The following is a 15,967-nucleotide window of genomic DNA, read 5'->3' on the forward strand; positions in this document are numbered from 1 at the left end:
TCTCTCTCGCGCGGATCCCTCAGGCACCCCGGCAGCCTTCCCCCGCGCCCAAGCCGCTCTCTCTCTCGCACCCCCTCGACCCGCTCGACCTGGCTGCGCCCGGCTCACGGCTCCACCCCCGCGCCATCCCGCACCCCGCCATCCGCCCCGATCGCCCCCTCCCCCCGGCGGTCCGCCCCACCGCCTTCCCAGGCAATCCTCCCGACCTCACCCGAGGAGCACACGGTCTTGATCCCGCCCCTCACCCCCGCTTTGATCACCCGTTTGTCAGTGCCGGGTCGTAGGGTGGTCGCGCTATGACGAAGCCCTCACTCCCCGAACTCCTGCATGCTGCCGTCACTGCCGTTGGCGGTACGGAGCGCCCCGGCCAGGTGACCATGGCCGAAGCCGTCGCGGAGGCGATCGACGACGGTTCCCATCTGCTGGTCCAGGCCGGCACCGGCACCGGAAAGTCGCTGGGCTATCTCGTGCCCGCGCTCGCGCACGGGGAGCGTGTCGTCGTCGCGACGGCCACCCTCGCGCTGCAGCGCCAGCTCGTCGAGCGGGACCTGCCGCGCACCGTCGAGGCATTGCACCCCTTGCTGCGCCGCCGCCCGGAGTTCGCGATGCTGAAGGGCAGATCGAACTACCTCTGCCTGCACCGTCTCCACGAGGGCGTCCCGCAGGACGAGGAGGAGGGACTCTTCGACCAGTTCGAGGCAGCCGCGCCCACCAGCAAGCTGGGTCAGGACCTGCTGCGGCTGCGCGAATGGTCCGACGAGACCGAGACAGGGGACCGCGACAACCTCACGCCCGGAGTGTCCGACCGCGCGTGGGCGCAGGTGTCGGTCTCCTCCCGGGAGTGTCTGGGCGCCACGAAATGCGCATACGGCGCCGAGTGCTTCGCCGAGATGGCCCGCGAGCGTGCCAAGCTCGCAGAGGTCGTCGTCACCAACCACGCGCTGCTCGCGATCGACGCCATCGAAGGCGCCCCGGTCCTGCCGCAGCACGAGGTACTGATCGTCGACGAGGCACACGAGCTGGTCTCCCGCGTCACCGGAGTGGCCACGGGCGAACTCACGCCCGGCCAGGTCAACAGAGCCGTGCGCCGCGCGGCGAAGCTCGTCAACGAGAAGGCCGCCGACCAGCTCCAGACCGCCGCCGAGGGCTTCGAGCGGCTGATGGAGCTGGCTCTGCCGGGCCGCCTGGAGGAGATCCCGGAGGACCTCGGGTACGCGCTCATGGCGCTGCGCGACGCCTGCCGAACGGTGATCTCCGGGATCGGCGCGACCCGCGACAAGTCCGTCCAGGACGAGGACGCGGTCCGCAAGCAGGCACTGGCGTCCGTGGAGTCAGTGCACGACGTGGCGGAACGGATCACCAACGGCTCCGAGTGGGACGTCGTCTGGTACGAGCGCCACGACCGCTTCGGTGCCTCCCTGCGCGTCGCCCCCATGTCCGTGTCGGGCCTGCTCCGGGAGAAGCTCTTCGCAGACCGCTCCGTGGTCCTGACCTCAGCAACGCTGAAGCTGGGCGGCGACTTCAACGGCGTCGGCGCCTCCCTCGGACTCGGTCCGGAAGGCACGGAGGGCGAGGACCTGCCGCAGTGGAAGAGCGCCGACGTCGGCTCGCCCTTCGACTACCCCAAGCAGGGCATCCTCTACGTCGCAAAGCATCTGTCGCGGCCCGCGCGGGACGGCGACCGCGCGGACATGCTGGACGAGCTGACGGAGTTGATCCAGGCAGCGGGCGGCCGCACCCTCGGCCTCTTCTCCTCCATGCGGGCCGCGCAGCTCGCCGCCGAGGAACTGCGCTCCAGGATCCCGGAGTTCCCGATCCTCCTCCAGGGCGAGGAGACGCTCGGCGAGCTGATCAAGAACTTCGCCGCCGACCCCAAGACCTGCCTGTTCGGCACCTTGTCGCTCTGGCAGGGTGTCGATGTCCCGGGCTCCAGCTGTCAGCTGGTGGTCATGGACAAGATTCCGTTCCCGCGCCCGGACGACCCTCTGATGAGCGCCCGCCAGAAGGCGGTGGAAGACGCGGGAGGCAACGGCTTCATGGCGGTCGCCGCCACGCACGCCGCGCTCCTCATGGCCCAGGGCGCCGGCCGCCTCGTACGGGCGTCGGGTGACCGCGGCGTGGTCGCCGTACTGGACCAGCGACTGGCCACCGCCCGCTACGGAAGCTATCTGAAGGCGTCACTGCCGGAGTTCTGGTACACGACGGACCGCAACCAGGTCCGCAAGTCGCTGGCGGCGATCGACGCGACGGCGAAGAAGACAGAGGCGGAATGACAGAGACCGAATGCCCGAGGTCGAACGAATGAGGTCGAACGAACGAGGCCCAATGACCGAGGCCAATGACCGAGGCTGAATGATCGGGTTGGCCCGTCGCGAGCCGTGACAGGCCAACACCGATGCAGAGCCGCCAGCTGATGGGGACTACTGACGGGGCCCGGACAGCACAGGGCCCCGGAACCGGCGCAGGGGTCCCGGGGCCCGGTCAGGAGGCGGTTCCCACGAACCGCCCGCCGCAGCCGTCATACGCGCCGCAGCACTGCCACCACCTTGCCGAGGATGGTCGCGTCGTCGCCGGGGATCGGCTCGTACGCCGCGTTGTGCGGGAGGAGCCAGACGTGGCCGTCCTCGCGCTTGAAGCGCTTGACGGTGGCCTCGCCCTCGAGCATGGCCGCGACGATGTCGCCGTTCTCGGCGACGGGCTGGCGGCGCACCGTGACCCAGTCGCCGTCGCAGATCGCGGCCTCGATCATCGAGTCACCGACGACCTTCAGCACGAACAGCTCTCCGTCACCGACCAGCTGGCGGGGGAGTGGGAAGACGTCCTCGACCGACTCCTCTGCGAGGATGGGGCCGCCGGCGGCGATACGGCCCACCAATGGGACATACGACGCGGCAGGCTTGCCCGCGGTGTCGGTGGGCTGCGCGGAGGCGCCCTGGTCAGAACCGCGGACCTCGTACGCGCGTGGGCGGTGTGGGTCGCGGCGCAGGAAGCCCTTGCGCTCCAGTGCCATCAGCTGGTGTGCGACCGAGGAGGTGCTGGACAGTCCGACCGCCTGGCCGATCTCCCGCATCGACGGCGGGTAGCCGCGCCGCTGTACGGAATCCCTGATGACCTCGATCACCCGACGCTGCCGGTCGGTGAGCCCGGAGCTGTCCGCCCGGATGCCTGGAGGTCGGCCCGGCAAGGAGCGCTTGTGCCCCTCGGGGCTCACGGGTTCATTCATCGCATGCACCGGCTCGAGTCGGCCCTGGGAGCGGTCCTGGGCAGTGATGGTGGCACTGTCTGCGGTCGTGGTCACGTCGGCCCCTCTCGATGGTCTCCCTGCTGGACAACGGTAGTTGCTTTCGAAAGGTTGCGCCAAACACACGTTCGAGTGAAAAACCGCGAATCGCCTGACTTGATCATGTGTCTGGGTGTATAGCTGACGCTGCGCCCGGCGGACAAAAGTGCCCATTGTTGTACTCTTCACCGCCGAGGTGCTGACCTCGTGGGTTCCTGCCCAGTCTGCCATCCGGCATTCCGTCAACCGGGAACCGGTGGTCATCTCTGCCGGAGTCCCACGGGCCCTCCCTCTGGCGCCCACGGTATCTCCGCATGTGTCGCAAGGGTACGGCCCCGCACCTGCGGATCCCGTCCGGCGCCACGGCCGCGTGGCACATTCTCGTGCGCACGCGACACGCGCGCGTGGCGTGTATGTATGGGCCAATCCCTACATCTAGTGGTTGGATTTCAGCAGCAGCCCAGAAGTTGTGGTCCCCCGGGTCTTCAGGCTCCTGGCGATCGCCTATGCTTGGGGCTGCTTCGAGGGGCCCGTGAGGCCCAACGAGGCTATTGAGTCTGCTGTGAGGAGGGTTGGGAGTTCATGCACTGCCCCTTCTGCAGGCACCCCGACAGCCGTGTCGTCGACAGTCGTACGACCGACGACGGCACGTCCATCCGCAGGCGCCGCCAGTGTCCGGACTGCTCCCGTCGTTTCACGACCGTGGAGACGTGTTCGCTCATGGTGGTCAAGCGGTCCGGAGTCACCGAGCCTTTCAGTCGCACCAAGGTCATCAACGGCGTGCGCAAGGCATGCCAGGGGCGACCTGTCACTGAGGACGCACTCGCCCAGCTCGGCCAGCGGGTCGAGGAGGCGGTGCGGGCCACCGGAAGCGCCGAACTGACCACCCACGACGTGGGACTGGCCATACTCGGCCCGTTGCAGGAGCTCGACCTCGTCGCGTATCTGCGATTCGCCTCCGTCTACCGGGCGTTCGACTCGCTCGATGACTTCGAGGCCGCGATCGCGGAACTCAGGGAGGGGACGCGACCCGCCGCCGCGGACAACGACGACCGCGAGGACACCGTTGCGGGGAGCCAGGAAGACGACCGCGGGCGCGGAGGGACTGCTGAAGTCCCCGAGCCCGCCCACGCCGCCGACTGACCGGAGGGCCGGAACCGGGCCAAGGCGCCGGAACCGGCCGCGAGGCGGCGATCGAAGACCTGTTGCGGGCGGCAGTGCGAGAAGCCCGCAGCATCAGACACCACACCGTGCCACGGGAACATCGGGGCACTTCAGGGCGTTTTAGCCCGTACAGGGAGGCGGCATGACAGAGACGGCGAGCGGTCCGGCACGGAGTTCCCGCGCCAAGGGCGCCAAGGCGACCAAGGGACTGCGTATCGAGCGCATCCACACCACTCCTGGCGTGCACCCGTACGACGAGGTGGCCTGGGAGCGCCGTGACGTCGTCATGACCAACTGGCGCGACGGCTCGGTCAATTTCGAGCAGCGCGGCGTCGAGTTCCCCGACTTCTGGTCGGTGAACGCGGTCAACATCGTCACCAGCAAGTACTTCCGCGGTGCCGTCGGCACCCCGCAGCGTGAGACCAGCCTCAGGCAGCTGATCGACCGCATCGTGAAGACGTATCGGAAGGCCGGCGAGGACTACAAGTACTTCGCCTCGCCCGCCGATGCCGAGATCTTCGAGCACGAGCTGGCGTATGCCCTCCTGCACCAGATCTTCAGCTTCAACAGCCCCGTCTGGTTCAACGTCGGTACCCCGCAGCCCCAGCAGGTCTCCGCCTGCTTCATCCTGGCGGTCGACGACTCCATGGAGTCGATCCTCGACTGGTACAAGGAAGAGGGCATGATCTTCAAGGGCGGCTCCGGTGCCGGCCTGAACCTCTCCCGCATCCGCTCCTCCAAGGAGCTGCTCTCCTCCGGTGGCAACGCCTCCGGCCCCGTCTCCTTCATGCGCGGCGCCGACGCCTCCGCCGGCACCATCAAGTCCGGTGGCGCCACCCGCCGTGCCGCCAAGATGGTCATCCTCGACGTCGACCACCCCGACATCGAGGACTTCATCGAGACCAAGGTGAAGGAGGAGGAGAAGATCCGCGCGCTGCGCGACGCGGGCTTCGACATGGACCTCGGCGGTGACGACATCACCTCCGTGCAGTACCAGAACGCCAACAACTCGGTCCGTGTGAACGACGAGTTCATGAAGGCGGTCGAGCAGGGCGGCAAGTTCGGTCTGCGTGCCCGGATGACCGGCGAGGTCATCGAAGAGGTCGAGGCCAAGTCCCTGTTCCGCAAGATGGCCGAGGCCGCCTGGGCATGCGCCGACCCGGGCATCCAGTACGACGACACCATCAACCACTGGCACACCTGCCCGGAGTCCGGCCGTATCAACGGCTCGAACCCCTGCAGCGAGTACATGCACCTGGACAACACGTCCTGCAACCTCGCCTCGCTGAACCTGATGAAGTTCCTGAAGGACGACAGCAAGGGCAACCAGTCCTTCGACGGCGAGCGCTTCGCGAAGGTCGTCGAGCTCGTCATCACCGCGATGGACATCTCCATCTGCTTCGCGGACTTCCCGACCCAGAAGATCGGCGAGAACACGCGCGCGTTCCGCCAGCTCGGCATCGGTTACGCCAACCTCGGCGCCCTGCTGATGGCGACCGGCCACGCCTACGACTCCGACGGCGGCCGCGCCCTCGCCGGGGCCATCACCTCCCTGATGACCGGCACGTCGTACAGGCGCTCCGCCGAACTCGCCGCGGTCGTCGGCCCGTACGACGGCTACGCGCGCAACGCGAGCGCCCACAACCGCGTCATGAAGCAGCACGCCGACGCCAACACCGTGGCCGTACGCATGGACGACCTGGACTCGCCGATCTGGGCCGCCGCCACGGAAGCCTGGCAGGACGTGCTGCGTCTCGGCGAGAAGAACGGTTTCCGTAACGCTCAGGCGTCCGTCATCGCCCCGACCGGCACCATCGGTCTCGCGATGTCCTGCGACACCACCGGCCTCGAGCCCGACCTCGCCCTGGTCAAGTTCAAGAAGCTGGTCGGCGGCGGCTCGATGCAGATCGTCAACGGCACCGTTCCGCAGGCCCTGCGCCGCCTGGGCTACCAGGAGGAGCAGATCGAGGCGATCGTCGCCCACATCGCCGACCACGGCAATGTCGTCGACGCCCCGGGCCTCAAGCACGAGCACTACGAGGTGTTCGACTGCGCCATGGGCGAGCGCTCCATCTCCGCGATGGGCCACGTCCGTATGATGGCCGCGATCCAGCCGTGGATCTCCGGCGCGCTCTCCAAGACGGTCAACCTGCCGGAGTCGGCGACCGTGGAGGACGTCGAAGAGGTCTACTTCGAGGCTTGGAAGCTGGGAGTCAAGGCGCTCGCCATCTACCGCGACAACTGCAAGGTCGGCCAGCCGCTCTCCGCCAAGACCAAGGAGAAGGAGAAGGCCGAGGTCACGGAGAAGGCCGAGGCGACCATCCGCGAGACGGTCGAGAAGGTCATCGAGTACCGACCGGTCCGCAAGCGCCTCCCGAAGGGCCGTCCCGGCATCACCACGTCCTTCACCGTCGGCGGTGCCGAGGGCTACATGACGGCCAATTCCTACCCGGACGACGGCCTGGGAGAGGTCTTCCTGAAGATGTCCAAGCAGGGCTCGACCCTCGCGGGCATGATGGACGCCTTCTCGATCGCGGTCTCCGTCGGCCTCCAGTACGGCGTGCCGCTGGAGACGTACGTCTCGAAGTTCACCAACATGCGCTTCGAGCCGGCCGGCATGACGGACGACCCGGATGTGCGGATGGCCCAGTCGATCGTCGACTACATCTTCCGCCGCCTGGCGCTGGACTTCCTGCCCTTCGAGACCCGCTCCGCGCTCGGCATCCACTCCGCCGATGAGCGTCAGCGTCACCTGGAGACCGGTTCGTACGAGCCCTCCGACGACGAGATGGACGTCGAGGGCCTGGCCCAGTCGGCGCCGCGCACCCAGGAGCTGAAGGCCGTCGCCATGCCGCGTGCCGAGGTCGAGGCGGCGAAGCCCGCCCCGATGCAGGCCCACACCAGCGCCGAGCTGGTGGAGATGCAGCTGGGCATCCAGGCCGACGCCCCGCTGTGCTTCTCCTGCGGTACGAAGATGCAGCGGGCCGGCTCCTGCTACATCTGCGAGGGCTGCGGGTCGACCAGCGGCTGCAGCTGACACCGGTCGGCGGGCCACGCCCGCATGACAGGTAGTCCCTGAAGAGGAGGGGGGCACCGACCACAGGTCGGTGCCCCCCTCCTCGCCGTATGGCGCCGTACGACGCCGTCAGGGCCGGCGGGCTCGGCCCATGGTTCTCGTGAACGTCGCCGGGTCGTCGTCGTAACCGTGGATGCCGGGGTGGAAGGTCCAGTCGCCGGACCCGTCACGCAGGAACTCCCCGATGGTCGCCGCCGTCGCTCCGAGGACGTCGCCGAAGTCGTCCTCGGCCAGGACGGTGTAACCCTCGCGGATCCGCAGGCCAGGGTTGATCACGCCGACGAAGGTGCGGTGCACCGAACGCTGCTGGATGACGACACCGATCACCACGCGCGCGTACCGGCCGTCCAGCCGGTCCAGCTCCAGCGTCATGACCTCGTCCCAGCCGAAGCCCTTGCCGTCCTTGCTGTCTCGGTTGAGGTAGATGGTGCCGTCGGGGGAGCGGCTGTCGAAGTGCACCACGTAGGTGGGCTCGCCGTACGGATCGCCCGCCAGGTAGGTGGCGGCGACGATGTCCAGATCCGTGGGCGGCTGTCCCGTCGGACTCGGATCCCACTTCAGCGCGACTTCGGCCTTACGGATCCCCTTGTTGAGGCCGTTCACCAGTCTTCCCCTTCCCCGTTGCCCGTGTGTTGTCTCCGTCCCTAACTGCCGGACGGACAAGGCCGGTTGTCCATCCTGCCACGCGCGCGTGCACGTGTGCCGCCGAGCTGTCCGGCCGAGCGTGACCGACGCCACGCTCCGTGGCCTTACCATGGCGCGGTGCTGGTCAAGTGGATTCGCTGCACCGTGGTGGACCGCCGCGGCTTCGAGCGGGGGCAGCGAAAATGGGCGGGGCTTCTGGGGGAGCCGGGGTTTCGGGGACAAGGTGGTGGCTGGAGCAGGGGACGGACCGGGGTTGCGCACATCTTCGCCTTCTGGGAGAGCCGTGCGTTCTACGACTCCTTCATGGCGCGTTCCCACGACCGCCTGGCGGCGGCCCAGTCGGGCACCTTCAAGGATGCCCAGGTCAAGCTCTTCGACTACCGCTTCGACGTGAAGACCGGCTTCGAACCGCGTTTCACGGACGCCGACCTGGTGCGGGTCGCCCTCTGCCGAGTCCACGAGGACCGTGCCGAGCACTTCATGCTGATGCAGGAAAAGGTCTGGAACCCGGCCATGGCAGGCTCTCCGGGCATGATCAGAGGCCTGTTCGGCGAGGCGCCGGGACACGAGTTCCTGGTGCTGTCGATGTGGCGATCGGCCGCCGAACACGGCAAGTACCGCGCGGAGCGCGTGGAGCGGCTCGCCCTGCGGGCCCAGACCGAGGCGGACGTCGCGTCGCTCACGGGTGACATCGTCGAGCTGGAGCCGACCTGGACGGTTTGACGCGCTGGGTTTGAAATCCGGACCCGCTTATCGTGCGCCCTGGTGTGACCTGTGGTGCAGGAAATATGTGACCTGCGCCGTATAGAGCCCGTACGAGTGCTCCATCGGCCGTCATCCGATCTAGGGTTTTGGCATGGCACGACCACGGCGCATCGTCCTTGTCCGGCACGGAGAGTCAACGGGCAATGTTGATGACACCGTTTACGAGCGTGAGCCCGACCATGCCCTGGCGCTGACCGAGCGCGGCTGGCAGCAGGCAGAGGAGACCGGTAAACGGCTGCGCGATGTCTTCGGCCGCGAGCGCGTCAGCGTGTACGTGTCCCCGTACCGCCGCACGCACGAGACCCTGCGCGCCTTCCATCTCGATCCCGAGCTCATACGGGTGCGCGAGGAACCCCGGCTGCGCGAGCAGGACTGGGGAAACTGGCAGGACGGCGACGACGTACGCCTCCAGAAGGCCTACCGGGACGCCTACGGTCACTTCTTCTACCGCTTCGCCCAGGGGGAGTCCGGCGCCGACGTGTACGACCGGGTCGGCGGTTTCCTGGAGAGTCTGTACCGCAGCTTCGAGGCACCCGATCACCCGTCCAACGTGCTGCTGGTGACCCATGGACTGGCCATGCGGCTGTTCTGCATGCGCTGGTTCCACTGGACGGTCGCGGAATTCGAGTCACTGTCGAATCCCGGGAACGCGGAGATGAGGATGCTCGTTCTGGGGGACGACGGCAAGTACGTGCTTGACCGGCCTTTCGAACGCTGGCGAGATCCGGAACCGTACGGGATCACCGGATAGAGTGGCAGAGCCATGACCCCCGATTCCTCTCCCGACGGGCGCCTGGACCGCGCCCTGGCCAGCCTGCGTGGACTCGCGGTCGGTGATGCGCTGGGCTCCCAGTTCTTCGTCCCGGCGAACTACCCCCTGCTCAAGAGTCGAGAGCTGCCGCCCGGACCCTGGCAGTGGACCGACGACACGGAGATGGCCTGCTCCGTGGTCGCCGTCCTCGCCGCCCACCACCGCATCGACCAGGACGAGCTGGCGCACTCCTTCGCCGAGCACCACGACTTCGACCGGGGTTACGGCCCTGCCGTCAATCGCCTGCTGCGGCTGGTCCGGGAGGGCGGCGACTGGCGTGAACTCGCCGCCGAGCTGTTCAAGGGACAGGGGTCGTGGGGCAACGGGGCGGCGATGCGGATCGCCCCGCTGGGCGCCTGGTACGCGGACGATCCGGAGCAGGCGACCCACCAGGCGGAGATCTCCGCCTACCCGACGCACCAGCACCGCGAGGCCGTCGTGGGCTCCATGGCGGTTGCGGCGGCCGCCTCGCTGGTCGCCGCTCCCGGTGGCCCGCCGAGCCCCGAGGCACTCCTCGACGGCGTCGTCGCACTCATCCCGAAGAGCGCGGTCGGCGCGGGCCTGCGACGCGCGCGGGACATGCTCGACTACGGCGACGCCGGCACCGTCGCGGCTGTCCTGGGCTGCGGACGGCGTACGTCTGCCCATGACACCGTGCCTTTCGCCCTCTGGTCGGCCGCCCGGGCCCTCGGCGACTACGAGCACGCGTTCTGGACAACCGCGCAGGTCGGCGGTGACGTGGACACGACCTGCGCCATTGTGGGCGGCGTGATCGCCGCGGGGAAGGCGGGGATGCCGCCGACCGAGTGGGCGGACCTGACCGAGGAGCTGCCGGAGTGGGTCCGAACGGCGGGGTGACGCCTGCTTGAGCTTTCCGCGCGGGAAGCGTGCGTGGCAGAGGCTCGGTGGGCACTCTCTGTGGGTATCGGGAACTCTGCGTAATCGCCCGTCCGTTGTTCAGGCATCAGGCGTGTGGCACACGGGTCGGCATGTGTGGAGGACACGCGAGGGTTCCTGGGGGTGGTCATGCGGTTCGTGGTGGTGCTGGTGGCGTTCTTGGCCCTCATGTCGCTGCGCTCTGCAGGGAGGGCGCGGATGGCCGGACCGGCGTCCTCGCCGTCGGTCCCCTGGACCCGGTCCGGCCATCCGCCGCCTGATGCGGGCATGGCTGGGTCAGCCGGCCGGCACCCCCGCCGTGCCGGCGAGTGCCTCCAGGTCGCTCTTGCGGACCCGGATCACGAACCAGGCCGTGCCGAGAGCCAGTACGGCCATGGCCGCGGCCGCCACGAAGCCCATCGAGATGCCCTGGGCGAGCACCTCGTGCCCCCACGCGCCGGGCAGCTGATGTGTCTTGGCGAACTCCGCCTTCTGCTCCGCCGATCCGTTCGCGAGGAACTTCGGCAGTTGCTTCTCGGCCTCGTCCCTGCTGGCAGAGCCGAAAACCGTCGTCAGGATGGACAGGCCGAGCGAACCGCCCACCTGCTGCATCGCGTTGAGCAGTCCGGAAGCCGCACCGGCCTCGTGCTGGGCGACACCGGAGACCGCCGTGACGGTCAGCGTCACGAAGTTCAGGCCCATGCCGAAGCCGAATACCAGCATCGGGCCGAGCACCCCGCCGACGTAGGAGCTGTCGGAGCTGATGAGGGTCTGCCAGGCCAGTCCGATCACCGCGAGAGCCGAGCCGGTGAGCATGAACGGCTTGGGCCCGAGCACGGGCAGGAATCGCTGCGACAGACCCGCGCCGAGCGCGATCACGACCGTCACCGGCAGGAAGGCGAGACCGGCCTGGATCGGGCTGTACCCCAGCACGTTCTGCACGAACAGCACGATGTAGAAGAACATGCCGAACATCGCCGCGGCCAGGCTGAGCATGATCACGTACGTGCCCGAGCGGTTGCGGTCGGCGAACATCCGCAGTGGGGTGATGGGCTCCTTGGCCCGGGACTCGATGAGCGCGAAGGAACCCAGCAGGACCACTGCGGCGGCGAAGGAGCCGATGGTCAGACTGTCCCGCCAGCCATCGTCCGCAGCGCGGATGAAGCCGTAGACGAGGGTTGCCATGCCGGCCGTCGAAGTCGCGGCGCCAGCGATGTCGAAGCGGCCGGTGTGCCGCTCCGACTCGTTGATGTACATCGGTGCCAGCACGGCGATCAGTACGCCGATCGGCACGTTGACGAAGAGCACCCAGCGCCAGTCGAGCCACTCGGTGAGCATGCCGCCCGCGAGCAGGCCGATCGCGCCACCGCCCGCGGAGACCGCGGCGAAGACGCCGAAGGCCCGGTTGCGCTCCGGACCCTCGGGGAACGTCGTGGTGATGAGCGCCAGCGAGGTGGGCGACGCGATTGCGCCACCCATGCCCTGCAGGACGCGTGCGGCCAGCAACTGCCAGGGTTCCTGGGCGAGTCCGCCGAGCAGCGAGGCAAACGTGAACAGCAGGATGCCCGTCATGAAGACCCGGCGGCGGCCGAGGATGTCGCCGGCCCGGCCGCCCAGAAGCAGCAGGCCGCCGAAGGTGAGTGTGTAGGCGCTGACCACCCAGGTGAGGTCGGTGGTGCTGAACTTCAGTGCGTCTTGAATGTGCGGGAGCGCGATGTTCACAATCGTCGCGTCGAGTACCACCATGAGTTGGCAGGCCGCGATGACTGCGAGCGCGATGCCGGGATGCCCGTTCCTGCGAGCCGCACCTGGCTTCTGGTCCTTGATCAACTGAGAGGTTGTCACTATGGGTCCCCCACGAATGCGTTAGTGAACGCTCGCGTTCACTGCCGCGTCAACGGTAGTGAGTCCCCGATAGTGAACGCAAGCGTTCACTTAAATTGGTGTTGCGTGGCGAATCCCCCATGCTGCGTGGCGCACCCTCGCTCCCGAACTCCCCGCTCCCCCCTGCTCGCTGGAGACACTCAGATGGTTACCTCGCGCTGGACGGCCGCCCCCGCTCAGGCGGCCTCCCTCCGTCGGCGCGGCGCCGTGCTCGAACGCGCGATCCTCGATGCCGCCCTGGAACAACTCAGCACGGTCGGCTGGAGCGGCCTCACCATGGAGGGCGTCGCCGCCGGTGCCCAAACCGGCAAGGCCGCGGTCTACCGCCGCTGGCCGTCCAAGGAGGATCTCGTGGCGGACGCGCTGCAGGCCGGACTGCCACGCCTTGATCAGGCACCCGATCTCGGCAGCGTCCGTGAGGATCTGCTCGCGCTGTGCCGGGACGCCCGGGACGCGATGTTCTCCCGCCCCGGTTTCGCGTTTCGCTCGGTGATTCACGAATGCGATCCGATCCAGGCGGAGCGCTTCCATGCCGTGATCTTCGACGGGATCGTGGAGCCCACCGTCAAACTGCTCCGCGAAGTCATCACCCGTGGCATAGAGCGGAACGAGGTCCGCCCCGATGCCGCGAACAGCTACGTCCTCGATGCCATCCCGGCCACCATGATGTACCGCTCCAAGATGCGCGGGAGCGAATGGGGTGATCGTGATCTCGAGGAAATGGTCGACCAGTTGATGCTTCCGTTGCTGCGGCCGAGCGGTAGCTGAGCGGTAGCTGAGCGGTAGCTGAGTGGTGGTCGAGCGCGGGTCGTGGTGCCGCTGAGGGAAGCCGGGGTGTCGCCGGATGATCTGCGGGGCGTAGGCTAAGGGCGCCATGCCGTACGAAGCACCTACTCACACCGTCGAGCGCTCCCTTCGCGCCACGACCGGAGCGAAGATCATCGTCGGCGTCGACGAGGTGGGGCGCGGCGCGTGGGCCGGTCCCGTCACGGTCTGCGCGGCGGTCACCGGACTGCGCCGGCCCCCCGAAGGTCTCACCGACTCCAAGCTGCTCACCGTCAAGCGGCGCACCGTGCTTGCCGTGGAACTGCGGAAGTGGGTGACCTCGTACGCCCTGGGGCACGCTTCCCCGGAGGAGATCGACGATCTCGGCATGACCGCCGCTCTGCGTCTGGCGGCGATGCGCGCCCTCGAGGCTCTGCCGGTCCGTCCTGACGCGGTGATCCTCGACGGGAAGCACAACTATCTCGGCAGTCCCTGGCAGGTCCGTACGGTGATCAAGGGTGATCAGTCGTGCGTGGCGGTCGCGGCGGCCTCGGTGATCGCCAAGGTTCAGCGCGACAAAATGATGGCCGAACTGGGTGTCGACCATGCAGACTTCGGTTTTGCGGCCAACGCCGGGTATCCGTCGCCCGTGCACAAGGCCGCACTGGCGGAGCAGGGCCCCACCCCGTACCACCGGTTGTCGTGGGCGTATCTTGATGCGCTGCCCCAGTGGCGGCATCTCAAGAAGGTCCGCAGTTGGGCGGACGGAGGCGTTCCGGAAATCGAGGGTCAGCTGGGCTTCGATTTCTGACGATTCCGCTCGCACTCATGTGCCACCCGCCGACGCGAGCCGTACCAGTGTTTGATAAAAATCAGCTCATGCCTCTCATTCCCGAGGAGCCTCAGATTCACGAGAGTGCCCAGGGTCCCCGCGCCACTCCGGCCAGTGGCCGCACCGCGCCGACCCCCCGTCCTGTACCCGGCCCCCGCCCCGCGGCTCCGCCGCGTCCCGGTCGTCCTGGTCCGCTCCGGCCCACGCCGCCGGTGCAACGCACGTCGCGTGACGTGGCCACGGTGAAGCCCGGACCCTCGGTCCCGGCTGCTCCTGCCGCCTCCGTCACGGCTTCGGCCACCCCGCAGATCCAGCTGATCCCGGCTTCGGCGGACGGTGCGCTCGACGCCGCCGAAGAAGCCGTGGACCTCCTTCTGGACTCGGGGCGCGCCCCTGGCGACGTGCTGGTGATCACCACCGGCGAACAGCACCCGTGGGCCGCCCACGAGCTGTCCTTCGGTGAAACCTCCTACTGGGCGCAGCACGACGCAGGCGACGACGTCTTCTATGCGGACGCGTCTGCAGCCGGTCGCGCAGCCTCGCGCCCCGTGGTCGTGGTCGCCGTCAACGGCGGTTCCGACGCGGCCGCTGTCACTGTCCTGCCGTTGGCCCTCACGCGGGCCGGAGCCTTGCTGATCGTCTGCGGAGACCCGCAGCAGATCAACTCGGTGCTGGGCGCAGGCGTCTGAGTCTTTTCCGGTACGTCCGCGCGGACGTACCGGAGCGACGTGGGCGCCGCTCCGGCGGCATCGGCACAGCGGGTCTCTTGGCGTGCGCAGAGCACACCGGGTGCCGGGTGTATGCGTTTGTCCGCCCGGGCCGGGGCCGTGCGACGAGCCGAGGGAGAGTCGGCGCGTGAGTCCGTCGTCCCTCGCCCGTGACCATGAAGGCGCGATGCCCTGACCCGACCGGGGGCTGCTCGGAATGCCGTCGGCCCTGACTCTCGGGCACGACTCCCCTTTCAACGCCCCCTGACCCTCTGCAACTCCCCCCGACTGCCGTGCCGTTAAGGGTTGCGGACGGGGGGAAGCCTTGCGGGCGGGGAGGCAGGGCCCGGCCGTGTCCTCAGCGGGCTGCCGCGCGCCGGAGTACCTCCGAAGCGGCACCGCCCGTCCGTGGCAGCAGAGGCGGTGCCTCCGACATGCCGAAGGGCTCCGGTGACGAGTCCGCGCTGGGGCGGCGGCCGCCGCGGCCCTCGCCGAGGACCTGCCAGCCGTCCCGGGTCAGAGTGATGTACGCCCCGCAGCGCAGCCCGTGCAGTGTGCACGCGTCGCGCAGGCCCCACATCCAGGCGCCGTCCTCTTCGGTCCAACGCGCGTCGCCCTCACGGCAGTAGAGCAGCACGGCGGTGCGCACCGGTGTGCGGCGCCGCAGGTCGTGCGGGATCACCCGGCGCAGCTGAGCGAGCAGCGTGTTGCGGAACATCCAGCCGTCGGCCGGAGCCGGGCGGCGGGTGAACGAGGCGCTCGCGCAAAGGCGTTCGTCCGGGCCGAGGACGGCCACGATCGCAGTCGCGGGCCTGGGGTGGTGCCGGGAATGGAGGCCGCTGACGACTTCCCGGGGGTTGCGCAGCAGAGGGATTCCGGCGGCGGCCCACTCCGCGGGTTCGAGCATGCGGGCGAGAGGGTTGGCGGATGCGGCGGACAGGTCGGCAGACGTCGACGTGGATGCCGCCGAGGACGGAGCGAATCCGAAGGTCACGGTCCTCCCTTCGGCTACGCGCCCACACTGCGGGCGGGGTTTTGTTCAGGGGAGCGCACGCCGCAGCAGAGCCCTACCGGACCACGGGCGAGCCGTGCGGGGAGCGGACTCCAATTCTCGCTGTCGAACTGGGATGCGGCAACGAGCAATTGGGGCCACTGACCGGAA

At 68.5% G+C, this 15,967-nt stretch carries 13 protein-coding genes; 9 read left to right on the plus strand and 4 right to left on the minus strand.

All coding sequences use genetic code 11. The features are described 5' to 3' along the window. Nucleotides 1–296: 296 nt before the first annotated feature. A complete protein-coding gene (locus OG870_RS33620; protein WP_266590397.1) occupies nucleotides 297–2,273 on the plus strand; it encodes an ATP-dependent DNA helicase in 1,977 nt (658 codons plus the stop codon). Nucleotides 2,274–2,518: 245 nt separating this feature from the next. Here OG870_RS33620 and lexA read toward each other — a convergent pair whose 3' ends face one another. Continuing rightward, complete coding sequence (lexA, locus tag OG870_RS33625; protein WP_266522463.1) at nucleotides 2,519–3,298, minus strand: transcriptional repressor LexA; 780 nt, start codon at nucleotides 3,296–3,298, stop codon at nucleotides 2,519–2,521. A 564-nt stretch (nucleotides 3,299–3,862) separates the two neighbouring features. On the opposite strand from lexA, the gene nrdR reads away from it, so the two are divergent. Together nrdR and OG870_RS33635 are read left to right on the plus strand one after the other, a co-directional pair. Continuing rightward, complete coding sequence (gene nrdR, locus OG870_RS33630; protein WP_266522465.1) at nucleotides 3,863–4,423, plus strand: transcriptional regulator NrdR; 561 nt, start codon at nucleotides 3,863–3,865, stop codon at nucleotides 4,421–4,423. 163 nt (nucleotides 4,424–4,586) lie between these two features. Then, nucleotides 4,587–7,481, plus strand: a complete 2,895-nt coding sequence (locus OG870_RS33635) for a vitamin B12-dependent ribonucleotide reductase (RefSeq protein ID WP_266522468.1) — start codon at nucleotides 4,587–4,589, stop codon at nucleotides 7,479–7,481. Between the two features lie 108 nt (nucleotides 7,482–7,589). Here the strand turns inward: OG870_RS33635 and OG870_RS33640 are convergent, their stop codons facing one another. Then, nucleotides 7,590–8,123, minus strand: a complete 534-nt coding sequence (locus tag OG870_RS33640) for a TerD family protein (RefSeq protein WP_266522470.1) — start codon at nucleotides 8,121–8,123, stop codon at nucleotides 7,590–7,592. 159 nt (nucleotides 8,124–8,282) lie between these two features. Here OG870_RS33640 and OG870_RS33645 point away from each other — a divergent pair, with 159 nt between their 5' ends. From OG870_RS33645 to OG870_RS33655, 3 genes are all read left to right on the plus strand, one after another. After that, complete coding sequence (locus OG870_RS33645; RefSeq protein WP_266522472.1) at nucleotides 8,283–8,888, plus strand: YdbC family protein; 606 nt, start codon at nucleotides 8,283–8,285, stop codon at nucleotides 8,886–8,888. 133 nt (nucleotides 8,889–9,021) lie between these two features. Beyond that, entirely contained in the window at nucleotides 9,022–9,681 is a 660-nt protein-coding gene (locus tag OG870_RS33650) for a histidine phosphatase family protein (RefSeq protein WP_266522474.1), read from the plus strand. A gap of 12 nt (nucleotides 9,682–9,693) precedes the next feature. Then, entirely contained in the window at nucleotides 9,694–10,599 is a 906-nt protein-coding gene (locus OG870_RS33655) for an ADP-ribosylglycohydrolase family protein (protein ID WP_266590399.1), read from the plus strand. A gap of 315 nt (nucleotides 10,600–10,914) precedes the next feature. Here OG870_RS33655 and OG870_RS33660 read toward each other — a convergent pair whose 3' ends face one another. Next, nucleotides 10,915–12,462 (minus strand): MFS transporter, encoded by a 1,548-nt coding sequence (locus tag OG870_RS33660; protein WP_266522478.1) that lies wholly within the window; start codon nucleotides 12,460–12,462, stop codon nucleotides 10,915–10,917. Between the two features lie 183 nt (nucleotides 12,463–12,645). Here OG870_RS33660 and OG870_RS33665 point away from each other — a divergent pair, with 183 nt between their 5' ends. From OG870_RS33665 to OG870_RS33675, 3 genes are all read left to right on the plus strand, one after another. After that, nucleotides 12,646–13,269, plus strand: coding sequence for a TetR/AcrR family transcriptional regulator (locus OG870_RS33665; protein ID WP_266522480.1), 624 nt, complete (start codon nucleotides 12,646–12,648; stop codon nucleotides 13,267–13,269). Between the two features lie 106 nt (nucleotides 13,270–13,375). Beyond that, the gene (locus OG870_RS33670) at nucleotides 13,376–14,077 is read left to right on the plus strand and encodes a ribonuclease HII (protein WP_266590401.1); all 702 of its coding nucleotides are present in this window, start codon (nucleotides 13,376–13,378) and stop codon (nucleotides 14,075–14,077) included. A 68-nt stretch (nucleotides 14,078–14,145) separates the two neighbouring features. Then, a complete protein-coding gene (locus OG870_RS33675) occupies nucleotides 14,146–14,787 on the plus strand; it encodes a hypothetical protein (protein ID WP_266522484.1) in 642 nt (213 codons plus the stop codon). Nucleotides 14,788–15,163: 376 nt separating this feature from the next. Here the strand turns inward: OG870_RS33675 and OG870_RS33680 are convergent, their stop codons facing one another. Beyond that, nucleotides 15,164–15,799 (minus strand): hypothetical protein, encoded by a 636-nt coding sequence (locus OG870_RS33680; protein ID WP_266522486.1) that lies wholly within the window; start codon nucleotides 15,797–15,799, stop codon nucleotides 15,164–15,166. Nucleotides 15,800–15,967: the final 168 nt, after the last annotated feature.

The sequence above is a fragment of the Streptomyces sp. NBC_00461 genome, from assembly GCF_036013935.1.
Lineage (GTDB): Bacteria > Actinomycetota > Actinomycetes > Streptomycetales > Streptomycetaceae > Streptomyces.

What these genes read in the sequence shown, in the direction of transcription:
- OG870_RS33665 (WP_266522480.1), top strand. Translation starts at nt 12,646, where the DNA reads ATGGTTACCTCGCGCTGGACGGCCGCCCCCGCTCAGGCGGCCTCCCTC.
- OG870_RS33655 (WP_266590399.1), top strand. Translation starts at nt 9,694, where the DNA reads ATGACCCCCGATTCCTCTCCCGACGGGCGCCTGGACCGCGCCCTGGCC.
- OG870_RS33635 (WP_266522468.1), top strand. Translation starts at nt 4,587, where the DNA reads ATGACAGAGACGGCGAGCGGTCCGGCACGGAGTTCCCGCGCCAAGGGC.
- OG870_RS33650 (WP_266522474.1), top strand. Translation starts at nt 9,022, where the DNA reads ATGGCACGACCACGGCGCATCGTCCTTGTCCGGCACGGAGAGTCAACG.
- OG870_RS33675 (WP_266522484.1), top strand. Translation starts at nt 14,146, where the DNA reads ATGCCTCTCATTCCCGAGGAGCCTCAGATTCACGAGAGTGCCCAGGGT.
- OG870_RS33620 (WP_266590397.1), top strand. Translation starts at nt 297, where the DNA reads ATGACGAAGCCCTCACTCCCCGAACTCCTGCATGCTGCCGTCACTGCC.
- nrdR (WP_266522465.1), top strand. Translation starts at nt 3,863, where the DNA reads ATGCACTGCCCCTTCTGCAGGCACCCCGACAGCCGTGTCGTCGACAGT.
- OG870_RS33670 (WP_266590401.1), top strand. Translation starts at nt 13,376, where the DNA reads ATGCCGTACGAAGCACCTACTCACACCGTCGAGCGCTCCCTTCGCGCC.